Genomic DNA, 19,390 nt, shown 5'->3' with positions numbered 1-19,390 from the left:
TTCATGCATAATATGATTACTAGGGCTTGGAAATTGGAAAATATGGAAAGGGTGATCTGATGGGAGTTCCAACGTTTCTTGAAACAGGTCATATGACAGAAGGGTTTCCGATCCGGGTAATTCACACGGGTGAACAGTTTAATTTTGCTGCACACTGGCATGAAGAGGTTGAATTGGTCGTTGTGAATGGAGAACGCGCGAGAATTGGAGTGAACAACGAGGTCTATGAGCTTGTACAAGGAGACGTTCTGCTGATCAAGCCGGGGGATGTGCACTTTTTTTTGCCAGGCACCGAGTATTTAACCATTATCCTGTTTCGGCTGGAGTGGGTAACGGGAAATGTGGCAGCAGATCCTGAATCCCATGACCTCCGCGAACTTTTTCATAAAACGGCCATGATTCCGTCTCCCATCTGTAATGAGAAGAATCTGGACCGATATATCAAGGCCATTTCCGAAGAGGAGAAAAGGAAGCAGCCCGGATACCGCTGGTTAATGGTAGCAAGACTGTACGATCTCATTGTCCACCTGCTTCGGACCAAGGAACCAACCACGGAATCATGTGCTTCGAAAGAGACTTGTAACGGAGCCAAAAGATTTGAATTCCTTGAATCGGTCTGTGAATATTTGGAGGAACATTACGCTGAACCCGTCAAGCTGGATCATGTGGCTGAGCATATTAAATTCAGCAAATTTCATGTATGCAAGCTGTTTAAGGAGACTAAGGGAGTCACGTTGATGGAGTACCTGAACCACTTTCGTATTATCAAATCGGAATGGGCATTATTGTTTAGTCAGACCTCCATTTTGGATATCGCCATCGGGCATGGATTTAACAATGTGAACTCCTATAACCGACTGTTCAAAAAATATAATGGCTGTACACCTTCTGAATTCAGGAAGAAGCATCAGACCCATATCACAAAATATGAAGGATGATTCACAATATTTGAGGAGAAAGCCCTCTCCAAAATCACTATACTCGAATAAAATGTAAGCGTTTCCTTTTATCGAAGGAGGGGGCCCATGAAGACATTTAAATTGAAGTATCTCTCCATTATTGCACTTGTAAGTGCCATGATGATCGTATCCGGTTGTCAGTCCAAGGGAGAGCAGGCATCCAAGCAGGAAGAAATTACGGTGTGGAGTTTTACGGATGAAGCCGGTTATGCCATTGAGAAATTCGAAGAAAAGTATCCAGACATTAAGGTGAATTTCGTGAATATCCCCGGAAACTTTTACATTACCAAATTAAAATCCGCACTGCAGACCACGTCGAAAGCACCTGATGTATTTATGATTGAAAATGCAAACATCAGAGAGCTGATTGATGTACCTTATCTGGAGAATCTGTCTTCATCCCCGTATAACGCGAATGAGCTGATTCCAGAACAATATCCATTTGTGCAGGCGAATGAAAAGGACAGTGAAGGCCATATTCGCGCCATTGGGTATCAGGGGACACCAGGAGGCATCTATTATCGCAGGGATTTGGCCAAAGAATATTTGGGAACGGACGACCCCGTGAAAGTGGGCGAGCAGATTGGTACATGGGAAGACATATTTGAGATTGGAGAGAGGGTGCAGCAGGAGAGCGGAAATAAAGTACATGCACTGGCAAACTGGAATGCCATATCCAACTCCTATGATGGAATCCCTTGGGTTAAGGATGGCAAGCTTGTCATCGATCCAACGTATATGGAGGTACTGGACCTTGTGCGGGAAGCGCGTCAGCGCAAGGTGCTTGCGGAGTATGAAGAAGGAAGTGCGGGGCACGCTGCTTCGATGCAAAAAGGGGAAGTGATGTTCTACCCTGGTGCAACCTGGGCTTTGCAATATACCTTCAAGGCGAATGCGCCGGACACCGAAGGGTTGTGGGGGCTAGCACCTGGTCCGTCTTCATTTAGCGCAGGAGGCACGTATATCGCGATGTACAGTCAGAGTGAAAAAAAGGATTCGGCTTGGAAGTTTATTGAGTTTTATAACTTTAACCATGATTTCCTGTCTGAGCTGGCGAAGGAACAGGATTATTTTACAAGCAACATGGTCGTGAATGACCAGCTGGCACCAGCCGTTACTTCAGCTTATTTGGGAGGGCAAAAGCATTTCGAGTTTTTCTCCGAGGCAGCCAAAAAGGTTCCGGTCTACGAGCGAACAAAGTATGACTCCATTATTAATAATGACATTTATAAAAATGTCCTTCAGTTGTATCTCAATAATGACATCCAGACCAAAGAAGAAGCGGTGAAGCGAATCAAACGCGATGTGAAATTGAGATTTCCTGAGCTGGAAGTGGATTAGCCGAGGAGAACGAAACTTTTAATCATCCGATGACTGGAGGAACACATCATGTTTGCCAAATCGATCCGCAAAGACCACTATGGCTATTATTTTATCGCTCCATTCTTTATCATTTTCGCTATTTTTGGACTCTATCCTATTCTTTATTCCCTATATATCAGTTTTACCAACTTTGATGGCATTACGACCCCTGAATTCGTTGGGATCGGAAACTATATTGCTGTTCTGCAAGATCCGCTGTTCTATAAAACACTGTTCAACACGTTGTTTATCTGGGGGGTATCTGTCGTCCCGCAGCTTACCGTCTCTCTTGTTCTTGCTTTTATCCTGAACGACAAGCTGCTTAAGGGAAGAGATTTCTTCAGAGCCGTATATTTTTTCCCGAATATCGTTACGGCAGCATCACTCGGATTGCTTGTCAGCCTGATCTTTGATTGGCAGTCTGGTGGTCTGAATCACTTTCTGGTGCAGATTGGGCTGATTGATGATCCGATCAACTGGAAAAATGATCCGTGGTTTATGAGACTCATTGTGTCAGCTATTCTGTTCTTTCAATACTTCGGATATTCAATGGTCATTTACCTTGCAGGGCTTCAGGGAATAGACCCGGCACTACAGGAAGCGGCCCAGATGGATGGGGCGAAGAAGAAGCACATTTTCATTCATATTATCGTTCCGATGCTGCGACCGATCATTCTGTTTCAGATGATTACTTCCATTATTGGAGGCATTCAGATTTTCGACCAGCCGTTCACGCTCACGAATGGAAGTGGTGGACCGGACCGTGCTGCCATGACAAGTATTATGTATCTCTATAATGTAGCATTCCAAAGCACACGCTTCGGTTACGGAGCAGCTATCGCCTTCTGTCTGTTCGTTATCATCATTCTCTTATCCGTTGTATCCTTCATCATGACCAGTCGGAAGAGTCGTTCATAGGGAGGGGGAAGTACTATGCAAACCGCAAAATCGATTGAGCAACCGAATGCAGCCATCCAGCAATATGCCAGTACGAAGCAACTTACGATCGGCAAAGTTATTATTTACTTGTTCCTAACTGGTCTGGCTGTGATCTGCATCGTTCCGTTTTATCTGATGATTATCTATTCCACGCATAATAATGCGACCATTGCATCCACCTTTACTTTCCTTCCCGGACCATTTGTAGCGGATAATTACTTCAACATGGCCTCGAGAATCAACATTTGGCGCGGATTTGCGAACAGTCTTTTTATTGCCGGCACTTCAACTGTACTATCGCTGTATATCGGTTCATTAACCGCATATGGATTTGCCAAGTTCAAGTTTAAGGGACGTACCTGGCTGTTCATGTTTTTGCTGGCCACGATGATGGTGCCCGGGCAGCTGGCTCTAATCGGGATGTACCGGCTGTTCAGTACACTGGGGCTGTTGGACAGCTATGCGGCCATTATTTTACCAGCGGCTGCGAATGCTTTTAACGTATTTTTTATCAAACAATTTATGGAGAGCAGCATCCCTGACGAAATCATTGAATCGGCACGTGTGGACAGTGCAGGAGAGTTTCGAACATTCAATCAGATTGTGCTGCCCATTCTGGGACCTGCCATTTCGGCACTTGGCATATTTACGTTCATCGGCTCATGGAACAACTTCCTCACACCGCTTGTTTTGTTCTTCTCATTGGATAAATACCCGCTTCCTGTCCTCGTGGCTCTGGTTCAAGGCTATTATGGCATGGATTATGGACTGCTCTATCTGGGAGTTGCGATTTCCATCCTGCCGATCATCATCGTCTTTGCAATCTTCTCCAGGCAGATTATAGGGAGTGTTGCGTTGGGAGCTGTGAAGGGATAGGTACCTTAAATGTATGAATTGTCTCTGGGCCTAGTGCCCTTTTTTTGTGCTTTTATAAGAATGAAAAAAGGAAGACAGCAAGCATTATGCTCACTTACTTGAAATGAGTTATAATGAGTAAGGCCAAAGCAACGCTTTACCAAGTCGCCATATGGCGGCTTTTTCCGGTCCTGCACCATCATTTTAAATAATTAATGATTAATTCGAATTAATTGCGACAAAATGGAGCTATTCAGAGTAAAATAACCTATACGATGCAATCAAGACAAGGTGGTAGAAAATCATGAATTCATATCAGTTATTAAGCAAAACCCTGTTTGACAACTTTCACGAAGACCGCATTCGATATTCCGAACCGATCCGAAATTATACGTACACGCGACTCGGCGGGGAAGCAGATATTCTAATATTCCCCGAGACCATAGATGAAGTAGCCAAAATTGTAAAGCTGGCGGTTCAGCATGATATCCCGTTGACTATACTGGGATACGGCTCCAACATGATTGTCAGAGATGGCGGCATTCGGGGGATTACCATGTCGCTGCAGAATCTTAATCAGGTCCATGTGAATGGTCATACGATGACAGCTCAGAGCGGTGCAGCCATTATTGATGTGTCCCGGCAGGCGTTAGATGCAAGTCTTACCGGACTCGAGTTCGCCTGCGGCATTCCGGGCTCGGTAGGTGGCGCACTCTATATGAATGCAGGAGCATACGGAGGACAGATGTCCGATGTGGTCGAGTCTGCCATTGTCGTGACAGAGGCAGGTGAAATTATCACCATGCAGAGCGAGGAGCTGCTGCTGGGTTATCGCAAGAGTGTATTTATGGGCAAAAGGGATATCATCATCGAGGTGAAATTCAAGCTGCAGCCGGGAGATCCGGTAGAGATCAAGGCGAAGATGGATGAACTTACTTATGCCAGAGAGTCCAAGCAACCACTGGAATATGCCTCCTGCGGAAGTGTCTTTAAACGTCCTGAAGGCTACTTTGCGGGTAAATTGATTCAGGATTGCGGACTTCAGGGGACTCGGATCGGCGGTGCCGAAGTATCTCGCAAACATTCGGGCTTCATCGTGAATGTGGATAATGCTACGGCGCAGGATTACATCGATATGATTGCGCTCATTCAGGAGAAGGTGCGAAGCCAGTTCAATGTGAATTTGGAAACGGAAGTCGTCATCATTGGCGATGAATTGAATAAATAATTGGACGTAAGTCCACACTTTTTCGATAAGTCGCCTTCGGGCGGCTTCTTTTTTTACACTTTCCCGAAGAAGAGCACCTGAATGGAGAATGTGGGTCAGCATAAACCATATAAATAAATATAAAGGATACGACAGATTACAACGACGCTCTTAAGGGTAAGTGTTGTTAATTAAAGGATATCACTCATCCACCATAGGAGGTTTAAAATGAATCAACCCTTGTATAACCATACGGATATCGCCATCCTGGGCATGGGAACTGCACTGCCTGTTCATGAAGTTGCCCAGTCCGATATTGCTGAACTCATTGCCTCATCGCTTGAGGATCAACAGGATTTGGCCCGGTTTGCCAAAAGAGTGTTCAGGTCCTGCGGCGTAGAAACACGCTATACCGTTGAACCCAGTTATCTTGGGACACTTGAGGACTGTCGTTACCTGCCTTCGGGGGACCATTCTCAGATTCCGTCCACGCAGGAACGAATGGATACATACAAACGGGAAGCCCTCCCGCTTGGGATGGAGGCTGCCGAAAAGGCTTTGAAGGATACGGGCATGTCTCCTGAACAGATTACACATATCATTACAGTCAGCTGCACAGGACAGTATCTGCCTGGTCTGGATGTCATGCTTATTCGCGATTTAGGATTATCTCCCCGCGTAAACCGGTTACCGCTTATTTTCCAAGGCTGTGCGGCCGGATTAAAAGCCATTCAGATGGCTCGTGATGTCGTCCAGGGAAGGCCTGATGCACAAGTGCTGGTCGTGTGCGTTGAACTCTGTACTCTGCATTTTCAACCAGTTAAGGAGAGAGGGGCGCTGTTTGCAGCCTCATTCTTCGGGGACGGAGCTTCTGCTTGTATCGTTGGAGCACCGGAATCCGAGCAGCGGCATTATCTCGATCTTGGAACCGGATATTCCGTTCTGCTTCCTGATTCAACGGAGGATATGACATGGGAGGTGGGCAATCAAGGTTACGATCTGTACTTATCGCCTCGCATCCCCAAACTGCTGGGTGCTCACTTGGAGAACGAGCTCTATCAATTGCTCGGGAGCGACAGTTTACCCGAACTATGGGCTATTCATCCAGGTGGACGGGGGATCGTTGACTCTGTCCAGGAAGTCATGAATTTAAGAGCAGAACAGACGATGTACAGCAGGGATATTCTTAGAACCGTAGGCAACCTATCATCCAATACCATTTTATTTGTACTTCATGCCATGCGTGAGGATATGAAAGCCCGTAATCAATCTGTAACGGAGGGTGTGGCGATGGCTTTTGGACCTGGGCTGACCGCCGAGCTCATGAAATTTACTTACGTTCCGTCCTATACGCCAGCGCTGAAGGAGAAGGATCATGTCCTTCTTTAGAAACTTGTCGATCCGGGCGAAGGAAGATGAATTGATGGATGATTTCTCCATGGGCGGGGAAGAATTGCGTGAAGCACTGCAGCACTTACGGCGGCTCAATAAAATATTTGCCGCTCCCGGCCCTACTCTTGATGGTGTTGAGAAATTATGGATATCTGTCGGTAGACCTCTTAAGCTGAGCATTATGGATGTGGGGGCAGGCTCAGGAGACGTGAATCAGAAGCTGCTTCAGTGGGCGAAGCAGAAGGGGATTGACCTCACGATTACGTTGGTTGATCTGACCGAGGAAGCTTGCGAAGAGGCAAGACTGCTCTTTCAAAATGAACCAAGGGTCAATGTACAGCGTGCCGATGTCATGAAACTGCCGGATGTATCGGCAGATATCGTTACAGGATCGCAGTTTGTACATCATTTTGACGGACAGCTGCTGCTTGATATCGTTTCACATATGCTGCGTGTCTCCAGATATGGTGTTGTGATTAACGATATCCACCGCCACCCGGTATCCTATACCGCGGTCTGGCTAACAACCCGGATGATCTCGCGGAATCGTTATATCCGTCATGATGGTCCGCTGTCTGTTGCCAAAGGCTTCACGGCAAAGGATTGGCAGGAGTTAAAACAGCAATTGAACCATGACACCATGACCTATAAATGGAAACCGCTGTTCCGCTACTCTGTCGTGATACCGAATCACCCGGCAGTTTAATGAAGGTGGCATTATAGTCACGGCTGCGCAAAATTCAACTTAAAGGCAGGGGATGCTATGTGTCCGAATCATTAGATGTCATTGTACTAGGTGCTGGAATCGCTGGCAGTTCGTGCGCCCTGCAGCTGGCCAGACAAGGTCATCGTACGCTTCTATTGGATCAACAGTCATTTCCCAGGCACAAAACCTGCGGTGAATTCATGTCACCAGAGACCAAAGAAATGCTGGAGTATCTAAATATTCAGCTTCAGGAAGTGAAGCCCAGCACGATGGATCATGCACAGATCATTATGCCTCAGGGCGGTCAGATTGAAGCTCCCTTGCCAGGACCCGCTTATGGCATCAGTCGACATGAACTGGACCGCATTCTCCACAAGCAAGCTGAGGCTGCGGGAGCCGAAATTATAACAAAAGCAAAGATTGTTGGTATTCAACTGCTTGAAGATGATCATTACGAGGTACAGGTCAAACAAGGGAATGAACGATTAAGCTATAGAACGAAGGCTGTCATCGGAGCATATGGGACCAAAAAGCCGCGTGGAATGACGTCGCCGCCTGAAATAAGGGATGAAACTGTATATGTTGGGATAAAGTCTCATTACAGCGGACTTGACATGCCTGCTAGAGTAGAACTCTATTTCTGTGAGGGAGGATACGTCGGCATTTCACCGATTGAGAATGGCTATGCGAATGTAGCAGCCTTGTTAACGCTGGATACGGTGCAGGGAAGCGGCAAGTCTGTAACCGATATCCTGAATGCAGCCTCTGAAACCAATGGCAGACTCGCAGCAAGACTGGCAGATGGAGAGCCTGTTCAGGGAACTCAGGTTTCCATAGCTCCGCTTCACTTGTCGAACGTGCCTGAACCTTGGTCCCAGTTCCCGCACATTGGAGATGCGATGCTGATGATTCCTCCCCTGTGCGGTGACGGCATGTCCATTGCGCTGCGTTCTTCCATCCTGTGTGCGGAGTGGACCAACCGTTATTTGCAGAAGGACATTGGATTTACGCAGTGGCAGGAAGGATATACGAAAGACGCGAGCGATGAATTTACAGAGCTGCTTCGGCGTGCACGGAGAATCCAGAAGCTGGCTTTTGCCAAAACCAACAAATATTACCCCGCGCTAGCTCGCTTATTTCCTGGTTTGGCAACATATCTGGTCAAGGCTACAAGGTTATCAGAGATGAACGCTGCTCGCGGGTAATGTGGGAAAACATGCATATTGATGGATCTGAAAGAGGCGGCGTATGTCGACCTCTTTCTTATTGTTTTTGACGAATTTGTAGCAGACCATTTTGAAAACAGAGAAGTACTCGTATAATAGAAAAGAATGTAGAAGTAGTATTGAGCGTCAGATTTGAAGCAGGGAGGCATTATATTAAGATGAACTATTCATTTTCAAACCGGATTGCTGCGCTGCAGCCGTCCATTATTCGTGAGATCCTGAAGGCATCCTCTGGCCAGAACGTTATTCCATTCTCTGCGGGAAATCCCGCTCCGGAGACGTTTCCCATTGAAGCCATTCGGACATTCACTCAGTCCATTCTGGAGCAGGATCCAGTTACGGCTCTGCAATACGGGATAACTGAGGGTTACGCCCCGCTGCGCGATACATTGACCCATCACCTGAAGACGAACTATAACACAGGCACAGCATCGGACGAGCTATTTATTGTCTCGGGTGCACAGCAAGGCATTGAGCTTGCCTGCAAAGTATTCTGCAACGAGGGAGACACGATCATCTGTGAAAGCCCAAGCTTCATAGGGTCGTTAAACTCCTTCCGGGCCTCAGGTGCAAGGCTGGTTGGCGTTCCAATGGAAAGCGACGGTATTGATATCGGCAAGCTGGAACTGGCACTGCAGACGGAGCAGAATGTGAAATTGATCTACCTGATTCCGAGTTTCCAAAATCCGACGGGAGTAACGACAAGTCTGGAGAAACGCAAAGCCATTTATGCTCTTGCCAAAGAGTATGGTGTGATGATTCTGGAAGATAATCCATACGGTGAGCTTCGATTCAGTGGAGAAGATGTACCTACCATCAAATCCATGGACGAAGAGGGACTAGTGATCTATGTGGGCTCCTTCTCCAAGATTCTGTCTGCCGGCTTGCGTGTTGGCTATGTGCTGGCACCGAACGAAGTCGTGCAGAAGATGGTGGTTGCCAAACAGGGGGAAGACGTACATACGGCGATGCTTCCACAGATCTTGGCATACAAGTTCATGGCAGAATACCAGTATGCAGAACATATCAGCAGTATTCGTGAAATATATCGCAGAAAATCTGCCTTAATGATGGACAAACTCAAGGAACACATGGGGAATTCCATTACGTTTACCCAACCGGATGGTGGTCTTTTCCTCTGGTGTGATCTGCCGGCTCATATTCCGATGCTGGATTATGCCAAGGCAGCTGCAGCCAGCGGCGTAGCCGTTGTTCCAGGCACGGCTTTCCTCGTTGATGAGAGTGAACCTTGCAATGCGATCCGATTGAATTTCTCCACACCTTCCGATGAACAGATTGTGAAGGGGATTGAAATTCTGGGGCAGGTATTGAAGCAGTATTCTTAATAACGTCTGATCTGGGTAGCTCCCTGTGCAGCTGAAGTGGCATCTAGCCCTTTCAACTGTGAGGGGGCTTTTCTTCATTCAAAAACCCTACCGCAATTGCAGCGGTAGGGTTTTTGAATGGAAATCACGAATGATCAATCTGATACGAGGACGCCGTCAAAATTTTCGGGTCCGACTCGAACCGTCCCGAGCAAGTTCGTACTGATAAACGCTGAATACGTTAGTTGTGGTGTAATGGGAGGGTTAAAGTCATTCGCTGAAAAAGTAATGATTTCAGGTGCGAGTAAACCGCTCAATCCATAGGTACTATTTGCCGAATAGATGATAGGATCTGTCGCCAGCGTACCTCTCACAATGATAACTCTCACTACAAAAAGCGCCAGAGGTAACTGAACCGTAATCGTCCCTTTGAGTTGAACTCTGGGATTAGCCCCTGTACCCGCAGTAATAAGACCAATTTGGGCAAATAACGTAGGCGTATTGATTACGGGTATGGGTACAGAGATGGAGTTGGTCGACGTTGCATTGATCGAGACTCTTGCATCCAGAAACTGAGTCATTCTGCATACCTCCTATCCGATAAGATAGAATAGTATATTCATAGAAGACAAGTTTGCGTGGACATACTCCTGCAGGGCAGGAGATCCTTCATCACATCCTGCTCATAAAAATGAAGGTCTTTTACTCTTTGATCACTGACGAATTCACGGCTTCCACCATATTATTGTTGAATTCACGGAATAAGCCAAGGCGCCAGAATGCTGCCCCTTTGAGATCATATCTCTTGGCCAATCCAAGCTTGTCATCAACGGAGGTTCCCGTTTCGCTGTTTAAGTTAATACCAAGCAGCAGCTTGTCTTTTGGAACACCTGCGTTAAGTGCAAGCTGGATGGCTTGGTCAACGAGACTGTTAGGCTCAGGAATCTGTGCCTTGGTACCCGCAGGGTTATATTGATAAGCCATAATAATAAGATCGTCTGCCAAGGAAGCGAGCGTTTTGTAATCATAGCCTTTATATGCACTATTCAGAGGCGGTACAGCCAGTGATATCGAAATGTCACGAGGCAAGGAAGCTTTTAACTGTTTGACATAGTCGTTAAGCAGCTTCTGCTGCTGCTTGGCATCCAGTTTGAAACCCAAGCCTTCAAAATCTAGAACAACGCCACCAAATCCATTCTCATTAACAGCATCGTTAATGCCCTGAATCGATTTCTCGCGCAGACTGCTGTCACTCAAAACTTTGGTTAGCTCGCCTTGACCATCCAGTGCGTATACCATAAGGTACGGTTTGATATTCTGATCTGCAGCATCCGCCACGATGGTTTGGGGGGTCACTTCGCCTGCTGCCTCAGGGAAATAATACTCCTTCCCTTGAAGCGTGAATTGGCCATCCCGATCGATTCGACTCCAGCCAAAAGCTACGGAGTTCATGGATGGGACCAGATCGATTTCATGAAATGCCCGCACAGCATAAAATGCTCTCAAATGCATTTCACGCTGTGGGGATACGAGAGAAACTGTACGTGTGGCCTGATCCCATTTCACACCCACGCCGAATTGGCTGCTGAACGAACTGAGCGGAATGAGTACGCGTCCTTCTCGCTGAACCGGGGCTGCGGCAAGCTTCACTTTGGTGCCATTGACGGTGGCTGTGGTATTCCCCACTTGAAGAAGTACCTCTGTGGCCTGACCTTTTACACTGCCCACGGCTTTGACGGTTTGGGTTTTACTGTTCCACGTAATCTGGATTCCCAATGCTTCACCTACGGTACGGAAGGGAACATAAGTAACGCCTTTATCAACTCGCGGGGCAGCATCAAATTGGAGTGCTACATTATCCAACTTGACCGATATGGCAGGTGCTGCATGCACATCACCGATGTTTACCGTCGTTCCAAGCAAGGACAAACCAATCAAGGTGGCAGCAATGGTTTTACCTATGTGTTTACGAACCATGTTTGTATATTCCTCCACATTCATAAAATAGTAGAAAAAAGGACGTATGGACAGTAATCTAGCATAGTGTAGTATAGCAAAATTTTCATAGAGTTCCAATTACAAGATGAACTAAACTTGGCTTTATTGATAATCATTTTCAATTGGGCTACAATAGTGGAAAGAGTAAACCAAAATGCGGTTAGGCTGGAGGGTATCCAGTGTGACTGCAATCAGGAGGAATAATGATGTTGATTCAAACGCGCAGTATGGTTATAGAAAAAGGGCATAGTGACAAGGTACTGGAACGTTTCAGTGGCCCAACCCCAGTGGTGGATATGCCTGGTCTGATTGATTTCAGTGTCATGGTCAACAAGAAGAGCAAGGAACATGAAGAGGTTATGGTTATGATTCGTTGGGAATCGGAGGAAGCGTGGAAAAACTGGGAGAAAAGCGATGCACACATCCAGGGCCATCGCAACAAAAGAGGACAGGAAAAACCTGAATATCTGATCAGCACAACCGTAAATATGTATGAAGTCCAGACTGTAAAAACTGGCAAAGGTACGGTTCAACAATAGGGTGTATATGAAGATGATCAGGACCTCCCGAGGGAGGTTCTTTTCCATTCAAACCAGCAACAAATAGAGCGCACGCCTATATAGAAAAATTAACATCCTTGGCGGCTGCCAAGCGCCTTTCTTGCCGAAACGATACGTAAATTGCTATTATGAATGATAATATATACTTGAATTAATCAATCTGGAGGCATATCAATGAATCAGCGTTTCCGTATCACCCGAACCATGCAAGAACAAAATGGGGAACCATCCATCACTCTGGAAGAGTGCAAGGCATACTTTGCAACCCAGCCTGACTTTACGTATTCACAGGTTTACACTGTTCAGGGAACCGAAAGTACTATGTCCATTGATGGAGATTTCTTTATGTGGAAGCAGGATAACGTGGACATTCCTTTCCGGCTATATTCAGGGGATTTGTACGTGGCCATTTCCAGTGAAGCTGTGGTTCCCAAGATGATTGAAGTCGCGACTGCTCTGCAAGCAGATATTGTGGAGGGATAGTTCATTTGAAGCCTGGTCCTTAAGTGGATCAGGCTTTTTTTATGACAATACAATGATTCGTATACCACCTAAATATTGGATTATTATCAATAAAATATGAAATGAACTTGCCGAAACAACAAGAATGTGTTGCAAAATGTAATAATTTAGTTCAAAACGTAAATTTAATCTCCAATTATTTCATTTATCTTGTTATGATCTAGAGGATAGATTTGGTAACACACAACATAAGACAAGAGGTGAAAGGGATTTATGAAGCATCGTAGTAAGCTCAGCTGGATTGTCATCATGGTTTTGGTGTTCTCTACTCTTTTTGGTGGAATTGCGTCTGCCGAGACGTACACCGTTAAAAAAGGAGATACGTTGTGGACCATCGCCAAAACAAATGGGACAACCGTAGCAGAGATGCAAAAGCTCAATCGATTGAAAAACGTGAATGTCCTTCAAATTGGCCAAAAGTTAAAGATTCCTGAGAAGCCGTCCACAGGGAGTGAGGTTCCTCAAAAAGAAGAGGAAGCCGACTCCACTACAATCACTATTCTGGGCACCTCTGACGTGCACGGGAATCTGTGGGGCTATACTTATGAAGATAGTGCGGAAACAACGAATAACGGGCTCGCACGGATATCTACATATGTCAATGAAGTGAAGAAGACCTCCCCTAACGTGCTGTTGATTGACAATGGGGACACATATCAAGGCAATATTTTAACAGATGATATTTATCGTAAAAACACAGATGTTATTCATCCTGTTTCCAAAGCCATGAATGCCATGAAGTACGATGCCATGGTTTTTGGTAATCATGAATTCAATTTTGGACTGGATCATGTTGATCGGATTATGAAAGAACTGAACTTCCCCGTACTTGGAGCCAACATCGAGACAGAAGATGGCGGGACGCTTGGCGAGCCGTACACAATTATCGATGTGGATGGCATAAAAGTAGGGATTATCGGTGTAACGACACCCAATGTACCTCGTTGGGACGGCGATAAAGTAGACGGCCTTACGTTCAAGCATATGGGTGAAACGGTGAAAAAATATGCACAATACCTCAAAAATGAAGAAAAAGTGGATGTACTTATCGCGAGCGCGCATGCAGGCATGTTTGCTGAGTTCGACGAAGATGGAGCTTCAGACTCGGCTGAACGAATTGTAAAGATGGTGCCTGAACTTGATGCCATGCTGGTTGGGCACATGCACATCGTGGTTAACGAAAAAATCGGACAAACTGTGATCGGTGGCCCTCGCAACCTTGGCCGTGACATTGTGCGTTTTGATATCGAAGTGAAAAAAGATCAAGGTAAAAATAAAGTGACGGACCGTCAGGTTCAAGTGGTAGACATGGCTTCCTACACCCCTGATCCGGCGATTCGTGACCTGGTGAAGGAAGAGCACGAAGCTACGATCCAATTCATTACAGGTGGTGGTTCTGCCGGAGCGGAAGGCTCGTCGGGTGGTATCTTCGGTCAAGCAACCGAGGACTTCCAGCCTGTGAATGAAATTAATGGGATTCCTGAAGGCAAGCTTCAAGATACAGCCGTGGTTGATCTCATCAACAAGGTTCAGATGGAAGTGAGCGGAGCGGATGTTTCGGCTGCGGCACTCTTCAAAGATACCTCCAATCTGAAAAAAGGTAATATCACATATTCGAATATTTTCGATATTTACAAATTCGATAATGTGCTCTATACCGTTAAGGTTACGGGTAAAGAACTGAAGGCGTATATGGAATGGTCTGCTTCACATTACAATCAGTGGAAAGAGGGAGACGTTTCGATCAGCTTCGATCCTGAGGTTCCAGGTTATTTGTATGACATGTTTGCTGGCGTAGACTACAAAATCGACCTGTCCAAGCCTGCAGGGCAGCGTATCGTCGATGTAATGTATCAAGGCAAGCCTCTGACTGATACACAAGAACTGAAGCTTGCTGTAAACAACTACCGATACAGCAGCGCACTGAAAGCTTACAAATTGGTAGAAGCAAACCGCGATTGGGAATCACCACGCAGCATTCGGGATTACCTAGTTGAATATATTCAAGAACATCAGGAGATTTCCCCGGAAGTGGACAATAACTGGGAGATCGTTGGAATCGATCTCGCTAGCCCTTATCGGGATGAGATCATTAAACTGGTGAATGAAGGCAAGATCGATATTCCTTATGACCAATCGCTTAATGTGAACGAGCTGCTCAAGCAAGGAATTATTAAGAAATAATAGGAAGTAAACCTGCTTCCAAATTGCAAGATAAATAAGTCGCCATCATGGCGGCTTTTTTATTTTGTGAAGGCAATTCGGATAGGTCAGTTTATGTAATAATGTGGTTTTGGTTATTCTTCAAGTTGACATGACCAGGAGATTAGACATCTGGTGAACGAAGGAGTATTCTTGTTTATACTTATGATTAATTGAAGGAGACCGAAAGATGAAGCCGCATTCCATAGAACGTATTAAGATTCCAGCCGGATTCTGGGCAGGCTTGGAGCAATTGGGGATCGACACCCATGTCGTAGCCCGCAGAGCACAACTGCCACTCACCAAGATTACGAATACGATCGTCAATACAGACGAATATTTTGCAATCTGGCAGGCTTATTCCGACCTCATGGGCGATACGGCTGAAGGAATCATCAAACTGGCAACCGCTTTTGAAACAGCCCACTATCCACCAAGTGTATTAGCCACCTACCATGCTCGTGACTACCGTGATGCGCTATATCGGATGGCTCGGTACAAACGGATGTGTCCTCCCGAAGGCTTGCACATTACCGAGGAGGATGATCGCTGCATTATTGAACTGGAGTGGATGAATGGTGGACCGTCCGGACCTCCCGTCCTGGTTGGAATTACGCTGGCCTTTCTTCTGGAGCTAGGACGTCGTGGTACGGGGCTGTCTTTGAATGCAATGCAGGTCGAATTCTCACAGCCCATGGGGGATGTGAAGGCTCTGGAAGCTTACTTCGGCTGCAATATCCGGATGGGTGCACCAAGCAATCGATTGATTTTGCGTCAAAAGGATCTGGATCTGCCCTTCATCTCTTATAACGAAGAGCTGCTTGAGGTGCTGACACCCATACTTGATCGCTCGCTAGATGAACAGAAACAGGCTCAATCCATGACAGAAGCGGTCGTATGGATTCTTAAACGGAGCCTCACAAGTGGACGCCCCGAAGTCCAAATCGTAGCGCAGGAGTTAGGCGTAAGTGATCGTACACTACAGCGCAGACTCACCGATGAGAACACCAGCTTCAAGCAGCTGTTGACCCAAGCCAGACATGAGCAGGCTCGAGTATACCTAGCTGATCCGTCACTGGATATCAAAGAAGTGGCCTTTCTTGTAGGGTATGAAGACCAGAATTCATTTTATCGGGCATTCCGGCTATGGGAAGGGGAGACGCCTTCGAATTGGCGCTCAAAGCAAGAAAGCTGGCGTAAAAGGCTAGTCACGAATTGATGGATAGAAGATAAACTATCCTTTTCTATAACAATATACGATAGTCTTCTGACTTACTGATCATAAGAACCTTGAAAATTCAAGGTTCTTATATTTTGTTCCGGACAGGTGGTTTAGACATCAGGTTGAACCCCTTTTAATAGGAGAAAAGCCTAGGAGAAATTCAAAAAAATAGATGGTTGACTTAAAGTGCACATTAATACTTATGATGTGAAAGAGCCAGCCGGACACGAGAATCCAAAGGAGGAATAACGATATGAGCTTTACCATAAAAGAAGCATCGGAACGGCTAGGTTGCCCGGCACATAAAATTCGTTATTACGAGAAAGAAGGCTTGCTCCCATATATCAACAGGGATCAGAACGGAAATCGTTTGTTTGAAGAGGAGCATCTGGAGTGGATGAGAGTGATGTCCTGTTTTCGAGCTACTGGCATGAAAGTGTCCGTATTGAAGCAGATGGTCAATCTTGCCATGGAAGGTGCTTCAACAATACCGCTCAGAAAAGCAATGCTCACGCAATATAAAAAAGAATTGCATCAACGACAAAACGATCTTAATCAAGCCTTAGAAGCGGTGAATCAAAAATTATCAATCTATGATGATATGGAAAAAGGCAAAGAGGATTCAGAAAATAAATTATTACAGGAAATGTCCAGTTTGAAACACATTTAATCAAATAGGAGAGGAAGATTAGGATGAAGTCTATTAGAACATTGGGAAACAGTAATTTGGAGGTGTCTTCGGTAGGACTAGGATTAATGGGGATGTCTCCGGGCATGTACGGTGAGATTAACGATGAGCTTTCTATCAAAACGATACATCGTGCTCTGGAAATGGGTGTAACGATGCTGGACACGGCTGATGTATATGGAAATGGCCATAACGAAGAACTTCTGGGCAAGGCGCTCAAAGGTCGGCGCGACCAGGCGATTATTGCTACCAAATTTTCATACACACCGAATTATGAGCAAATCAGTGGTCATCCTGATTATGTTAAAAAAGCAGTGGATGAAAGTTTGAATCGATTAGGCGTAGAATATATTGATCTCTATTACCAGCATCGTGTAGATCCCAATGTTCCTATCGAGGAGACGATTGGTGCAATGTCCGAATTAGTGCAGGCTGGAAAAGTTCGCTGCCTTGGACTTTCGGAAGCATCTGCAGCGACGATTCGCCGAGCGCATGCGGTACATGCCATATCCGCTTTACAAAGTGAATATTCTCTCTGGAGCCGGGATATTGAAGATGAAATTCTTCCAACCGTTAGAGAATTGGGCATTACTCATGTGGCCTATAGCCCGCTAAGCCGTGGTTTTATCACAGGTGAATTACGTACGTTTGAGGATCTCGCTGCGGATGATCTTCGCAGATATATGCCTCGTTTCCAAGGTGAAAACTTTCAAAAGAATGTTGAGATCGTGGATCAAATCAAAAAAATAGCCAGCGAAAAGAACTGCACACCTTCTCAGCTTGCCATTGCCTGGACGCTGGCGAATGGGGCATTGCCGATCCCTGGAACGAAACAGATCAAATATCTGGAGGAAAATGTAGGAGCATTAGATATCGAGTTAACTCCTGAAGATCTGGTACGCATTGAAAATGTAAGCCCCAAAAATGGGATACATGGTACCCGATATCTGAAGGAGCAGATGAATCTGCTGAATGGCTAAATCAAATGATCATGGGGAATTTGAATATAAACGAATAGATACAAAAACCACTGAATTAGGATTCAGTGGTTTTTGGTGTTAATGAAATAAATGATAGATTAGAGCCTATTCTTCATAAGGCAGGATGGCATAGATTTTCCAGCTGTTATCATTCATTTTCTTGAGTTTATACAATCCGTCCATGGAAACCGTTTCTTCCTGCTGTTCTTTACCCGAATGGATCGTTACTTTCATCTTGCCGCCTTCTGCTTCTAATACAGCCAAACGGTTAGAGGTTTCGATGACAGTAAAATTCGGTTGGGAGAGCATTTCAATATCCATTGTGGTTTCCTCATCTACTGCAGAAGTGATATCTTCCAGAGACGTAAAATTGGATGAAAGCTGATACCCTGTGTAATAGGTTGCATAGGTTACAGACAACTGATCATATTTATGATCCGTCATAGCTTGAATCTCCGACTCCGTAGCAGTGGAAGCAAGTGCCGTCAGTTCAGATGTATCCGGCAGCTCGGTTTGCTCCAATTGTAAAGCACGTTCAAGCATGACTACAGCTTGAGCACGTGTAGCTTTTGCGAAAGGTTGAAACGTAGTCGTTGTCATTCCTGAAACAATACCAGCCTGGCTCGCTTTGGTAATGGCGGAAGCTGCATAGTAGTTTGGAACGTCCTTGAAGGTTTTGGATGCACCTTTAAACTCCACCGTATCGGAGAACGCACGTACGACCATTACTGCGATATCGCCGCGTGTGATCGGGAGGTCAGGTCCGAATTCAGTGCTGCTTACACCCCCAACGACGCCAAGTGAACTGGCAATCCGAATGGACTCAGCATACCATTTGCCTGCTTTTACATCACTGAAGGATTTTCCTTGAGCTGTACTATGTAGTCCTGTAGCCTGAACAAGAATAGCTACGAATTCTGCACGAGTGATGGGATGATTGGGCTTAAGAGCGACCTCGCCATTGCCCAGACTGTAACCGTTAAGGAGGTCAGCGTTAACGAAATTGTCAAGCGTATCGTACGCCCAGTGGCCATCAATATCTGTCGGGAAATACAAATCTAGCGATTTGTACGAAGCGGCAGCATGGGCTTTGCTCCACGAAAAAGGGAATACCACAAGGATCATGGCGAAGAAGAAAAGAGTGAAGCGGTTAATCGTTTGTCTCATCTAGGAAGTTCCTCCTGTAAATTGAAATTTGCCGTCATTCAGCATAACAGAGAAGGGGATGGATGGCTAAAGGAAATCTT

18 protein-coding genes are annotated in these 19,390 nt (G+C 45.8%); 15 read left to right on the top strand and 3 right to left on the bottom strand.

What is annotated here, in order from left to right; translation table 11 throughout:
• Window positions 1-59: 59 nt before the first annotated feature.
• The 9 genes from ABIC22_RS25810 (at window position 60) to ABIC22_RS25770 (ending at window position 9,992) form a co-directional block, all read left to right on the top strand.
• The gene (locus tag ABIC22_RS25810) at window positions 60-938 is read left to right on the top strand and encodes an AraC family transcriptional regulator (RefSeq protein WP_354484820.1); all 879 of its coding nucleotides are present in this window, start codon (window positions 60-62) and stop codon (window positions 936-938) included.
• 87 nt (window positions 939-1,025) lie between these two features.
• A complete protein-coding gene (locus tag ABIC22_RS25805; RefSeq protein WP_354484818.1) occupies window positions 1,026-2,300 on the top strand; it encodes an ABC transporter substrate-binding protein in 1,275 nt (424 codons plus the stop codon).
• A 48-nt stretch (window positions 2,301-2,348) separates the two neighbouring features.
• Entirely contained in the window at window positions 2,349-3,239 is an 891-nt protein-coding gene (locus tag ABIC22_RS25800) for a carbohydrate ABC transporter permease (protein ID WP_095287332.1), read from the top strand.
• A gap of 15 nt (window positions 3,240-3,254) precedes the next feature.
• Window positions 3,255-4,136 (top strand): carbohydrate ABC transporter permease, encoded by an 882-nt coding sequence (locus ABIC22_RS25795; protein WP_354484816.1) that lies wholly within the window; start codon window positions 3,255-3,257, stop codon window positions 4,134-4,136.
• 283 nt (window positions 4,137-4,419) lie between these two features.
• Window positions 4,420-5,343, top strand: coding sequence for a UDP-N-acetylmuramate dehydrogenase (murB, locus tag ABIC22_RS25790; RefSeq protein WP_127535886.1), 924 nt, complete (start codon window positions 4,420-4,422; stop codon window positions 5,341-5,343).
• A gap of 207 nt (window positions 5,344-5,550) precedes the next feature.
• The gene (locus ABIC22_RS25785) at window positions 5,551-6,711 is read left to right on the top strand and encodes a type III polyketide synthase (RefSeq protein WP_354484814.1); all 1,161 of its coding nucleotides are present in this window, start codon (window positions 5,551-5,553) and stop codon (window positions 6,709-6,711) included.
• Window positions 6,698-7,420 carry a methyltransferase domain-containing protein gene (locus ABIC22_RS25780; RefSeq protein WP_354484812.1) on the top strand — a complete coding sequence of 241 codons (723 nt, stop codon included), beginning with the start codon at window positions 6,698-6,700 and terminating at the stop codon, window positions 7,418-7,420. The genes ABIC22_RS25785 and ABIC22_RS25780 overlap by 14 nt, the downstream gene beginning before the upstream one ends.
• A gap of 59 nt (window positions 7,421-7,479) precedes the next feature.
• Window positions 7,480-8,625 carry an NAD(P)/FAD-dependent oxidoreductase gene (locus tag ABIC22_RS25775; protein ID WP_127535883.1) on the top strand — a complete coding sequence of 382 codons (1,146 nt, stop codon included), beginning with the start codon at window positions 7,480-7,482 and terminating at the stop codon, window positions 8,623-8,625.
• 179 nt (window positions 8,626-8,804) lie between these two features.
• Window positions 8,805-9,992 carry an aminotransferase-like domain-containing protein gene (locus ABIC22_RS25770; protein WP_354484810.1) on the top strand — a complete coding sequence of 396 codons (1,188 nt, stop codon included), beginning with the start codon at window positions 8,805-8,807 and terminating at the stop codon, window positions 9,990-9,992.
• A gap of 134 nt (window positions 9,993-10,126) precedes the next feature.
• On the opposite strand, the gene ABIC22_RS25765 is transcribed toward ABIC22_RS25770, so the two are convergent.
• Window positions 10,127-10,552, bottom strand: coding sequence for a hypothetical protein (locus tag ABIC22_RS25765; RefSeq protein WP_127535881.1), 426 nt, complete (start codon window positions 10,550-10,552; stop codon window positions 10,127-10,129).
• A gap of 121 nt (window positions 10,553-10,673) precedes the next feature.
• Entirely contained in the window at window positions 10,674-11,948 is a 1,275-nt protein-coding gene (locus ABIC22_RS25760) for a stalk domain-containing protein (protein WP_354484808.1), read from the bottom strand.
• Window positions 11,949-12,175: 227 nt separating this feature from the next.
• Here ABIC22_RS25760 and ABIC22_RS25755 point away from each other — a divergent pair, with 227 nt between their 5' ends.
• The 6 genes from ABIC22_RS25755 (at window position 12,176) to ABIC22_RS25730 (ending at window position 18,143) form a co-directional block, all read left to right on the top strand.
• The gene (locus tag ABIC22_RS25755; protein ID WP_354484806.1) at window positions 12,176-12,508 is read left to right on the top strand and encodes an antibiotic biosynthesis monooxygenase; all 333 of its coding nucleotides are present in this window, start codon (window positions 12,176-12,178) and stop codon (window positions 12,506-12,508) included.
• Between the two features lie 195 nt (window positions 12,509-12,703).
• On the top strand, window positions 12,704-13,012 hold the full coding sequence (locus ABIC22_RS25750) for a hypothetical protein (protein WP_095287322.1): 309 nt from the start codon (window positions 12,704-12,706) through the stop codon (window positions 13,010-13,012).
• Between the two features lie 252 nt (window positions 13,013-13,264).
• A complete protein-coding gene (locus tag ABIC22_RS25745) occupies window positions 13,265-15,235 on the top strand; it encodes a 5'-nucleotidase C-terminal domain-containing protein (protein WP_354484804.1) in 1,971 nt (656 codons plus the stop codon).
• A gap of 208 nt (window positions 15,236-15,443) precedes the next feature.
• Entirely contained in the window at window positions 15,444-16,472 is a 1,029-nt protein-coding gene (locus ABIC22_RS25740; protein WP_354484802.1) for a helix-turn-helix transcriptional regulator, read from the top strand.
• Window positions 16,473-16,728: 256 nt separating this feature from the next.
• Complete coding sequence (locus ABIC22_RS25735) at window positions 16,729-17,145, top strand: MerR family transcriptional regulator (protein ID WP_110822305.1); 417 nt, start codon at window positions 16,729-16,731, stop codon at window positions 17,143-17,145.
• 23 nt (window positions 17,146-17,168) lie between these two features.
• Window positions 17,169-18,143 (top strand): aldo/keto reductase, encoded by a 975-nt coding sequence (locus ABIC22_RS25730; RefSeq protein WP_127535876.1) that lies wholly within the window; start codon window positions 17,169-17,171, stop codon window positions 18,141-18,143.
• 105 nt (window positions 18,144-18,248) lie between these two features.
• Here the strand turns inward: ABIC22_RS25730 and ABIC22_RS25725 are convergent, their stop codons facing one another.
• On the bottom strand, window positions 18,249-19,310 hold the full coding sequence (locus ABIC22_RS25725) for an S-layer homology domain-containing protein (RefSeq protein ID WP_354484799.1): 1,062 nt from the start codon (window positions 19,308-19,310) through the stop codon (window positions 18,249-18,251).
• Between the last annotated feature and the right edge of the window lie 80 nt (window positions 19,311-19,390).

Source organism: Paenibacillus sp. PvP094 (assembly GCF_040546835.1).
Taxonomy (GTDB): Bacteria; Bacillota; Bacilli; order Paenibacillales; family Paenibacillaceae; genus Paenibacillus; species Paenibacillus illinoisensis.
Note: the sequence above shows the minus strand (reverse complement) of the source record. Positions and strands in the feature narration are given on the sequence as shown.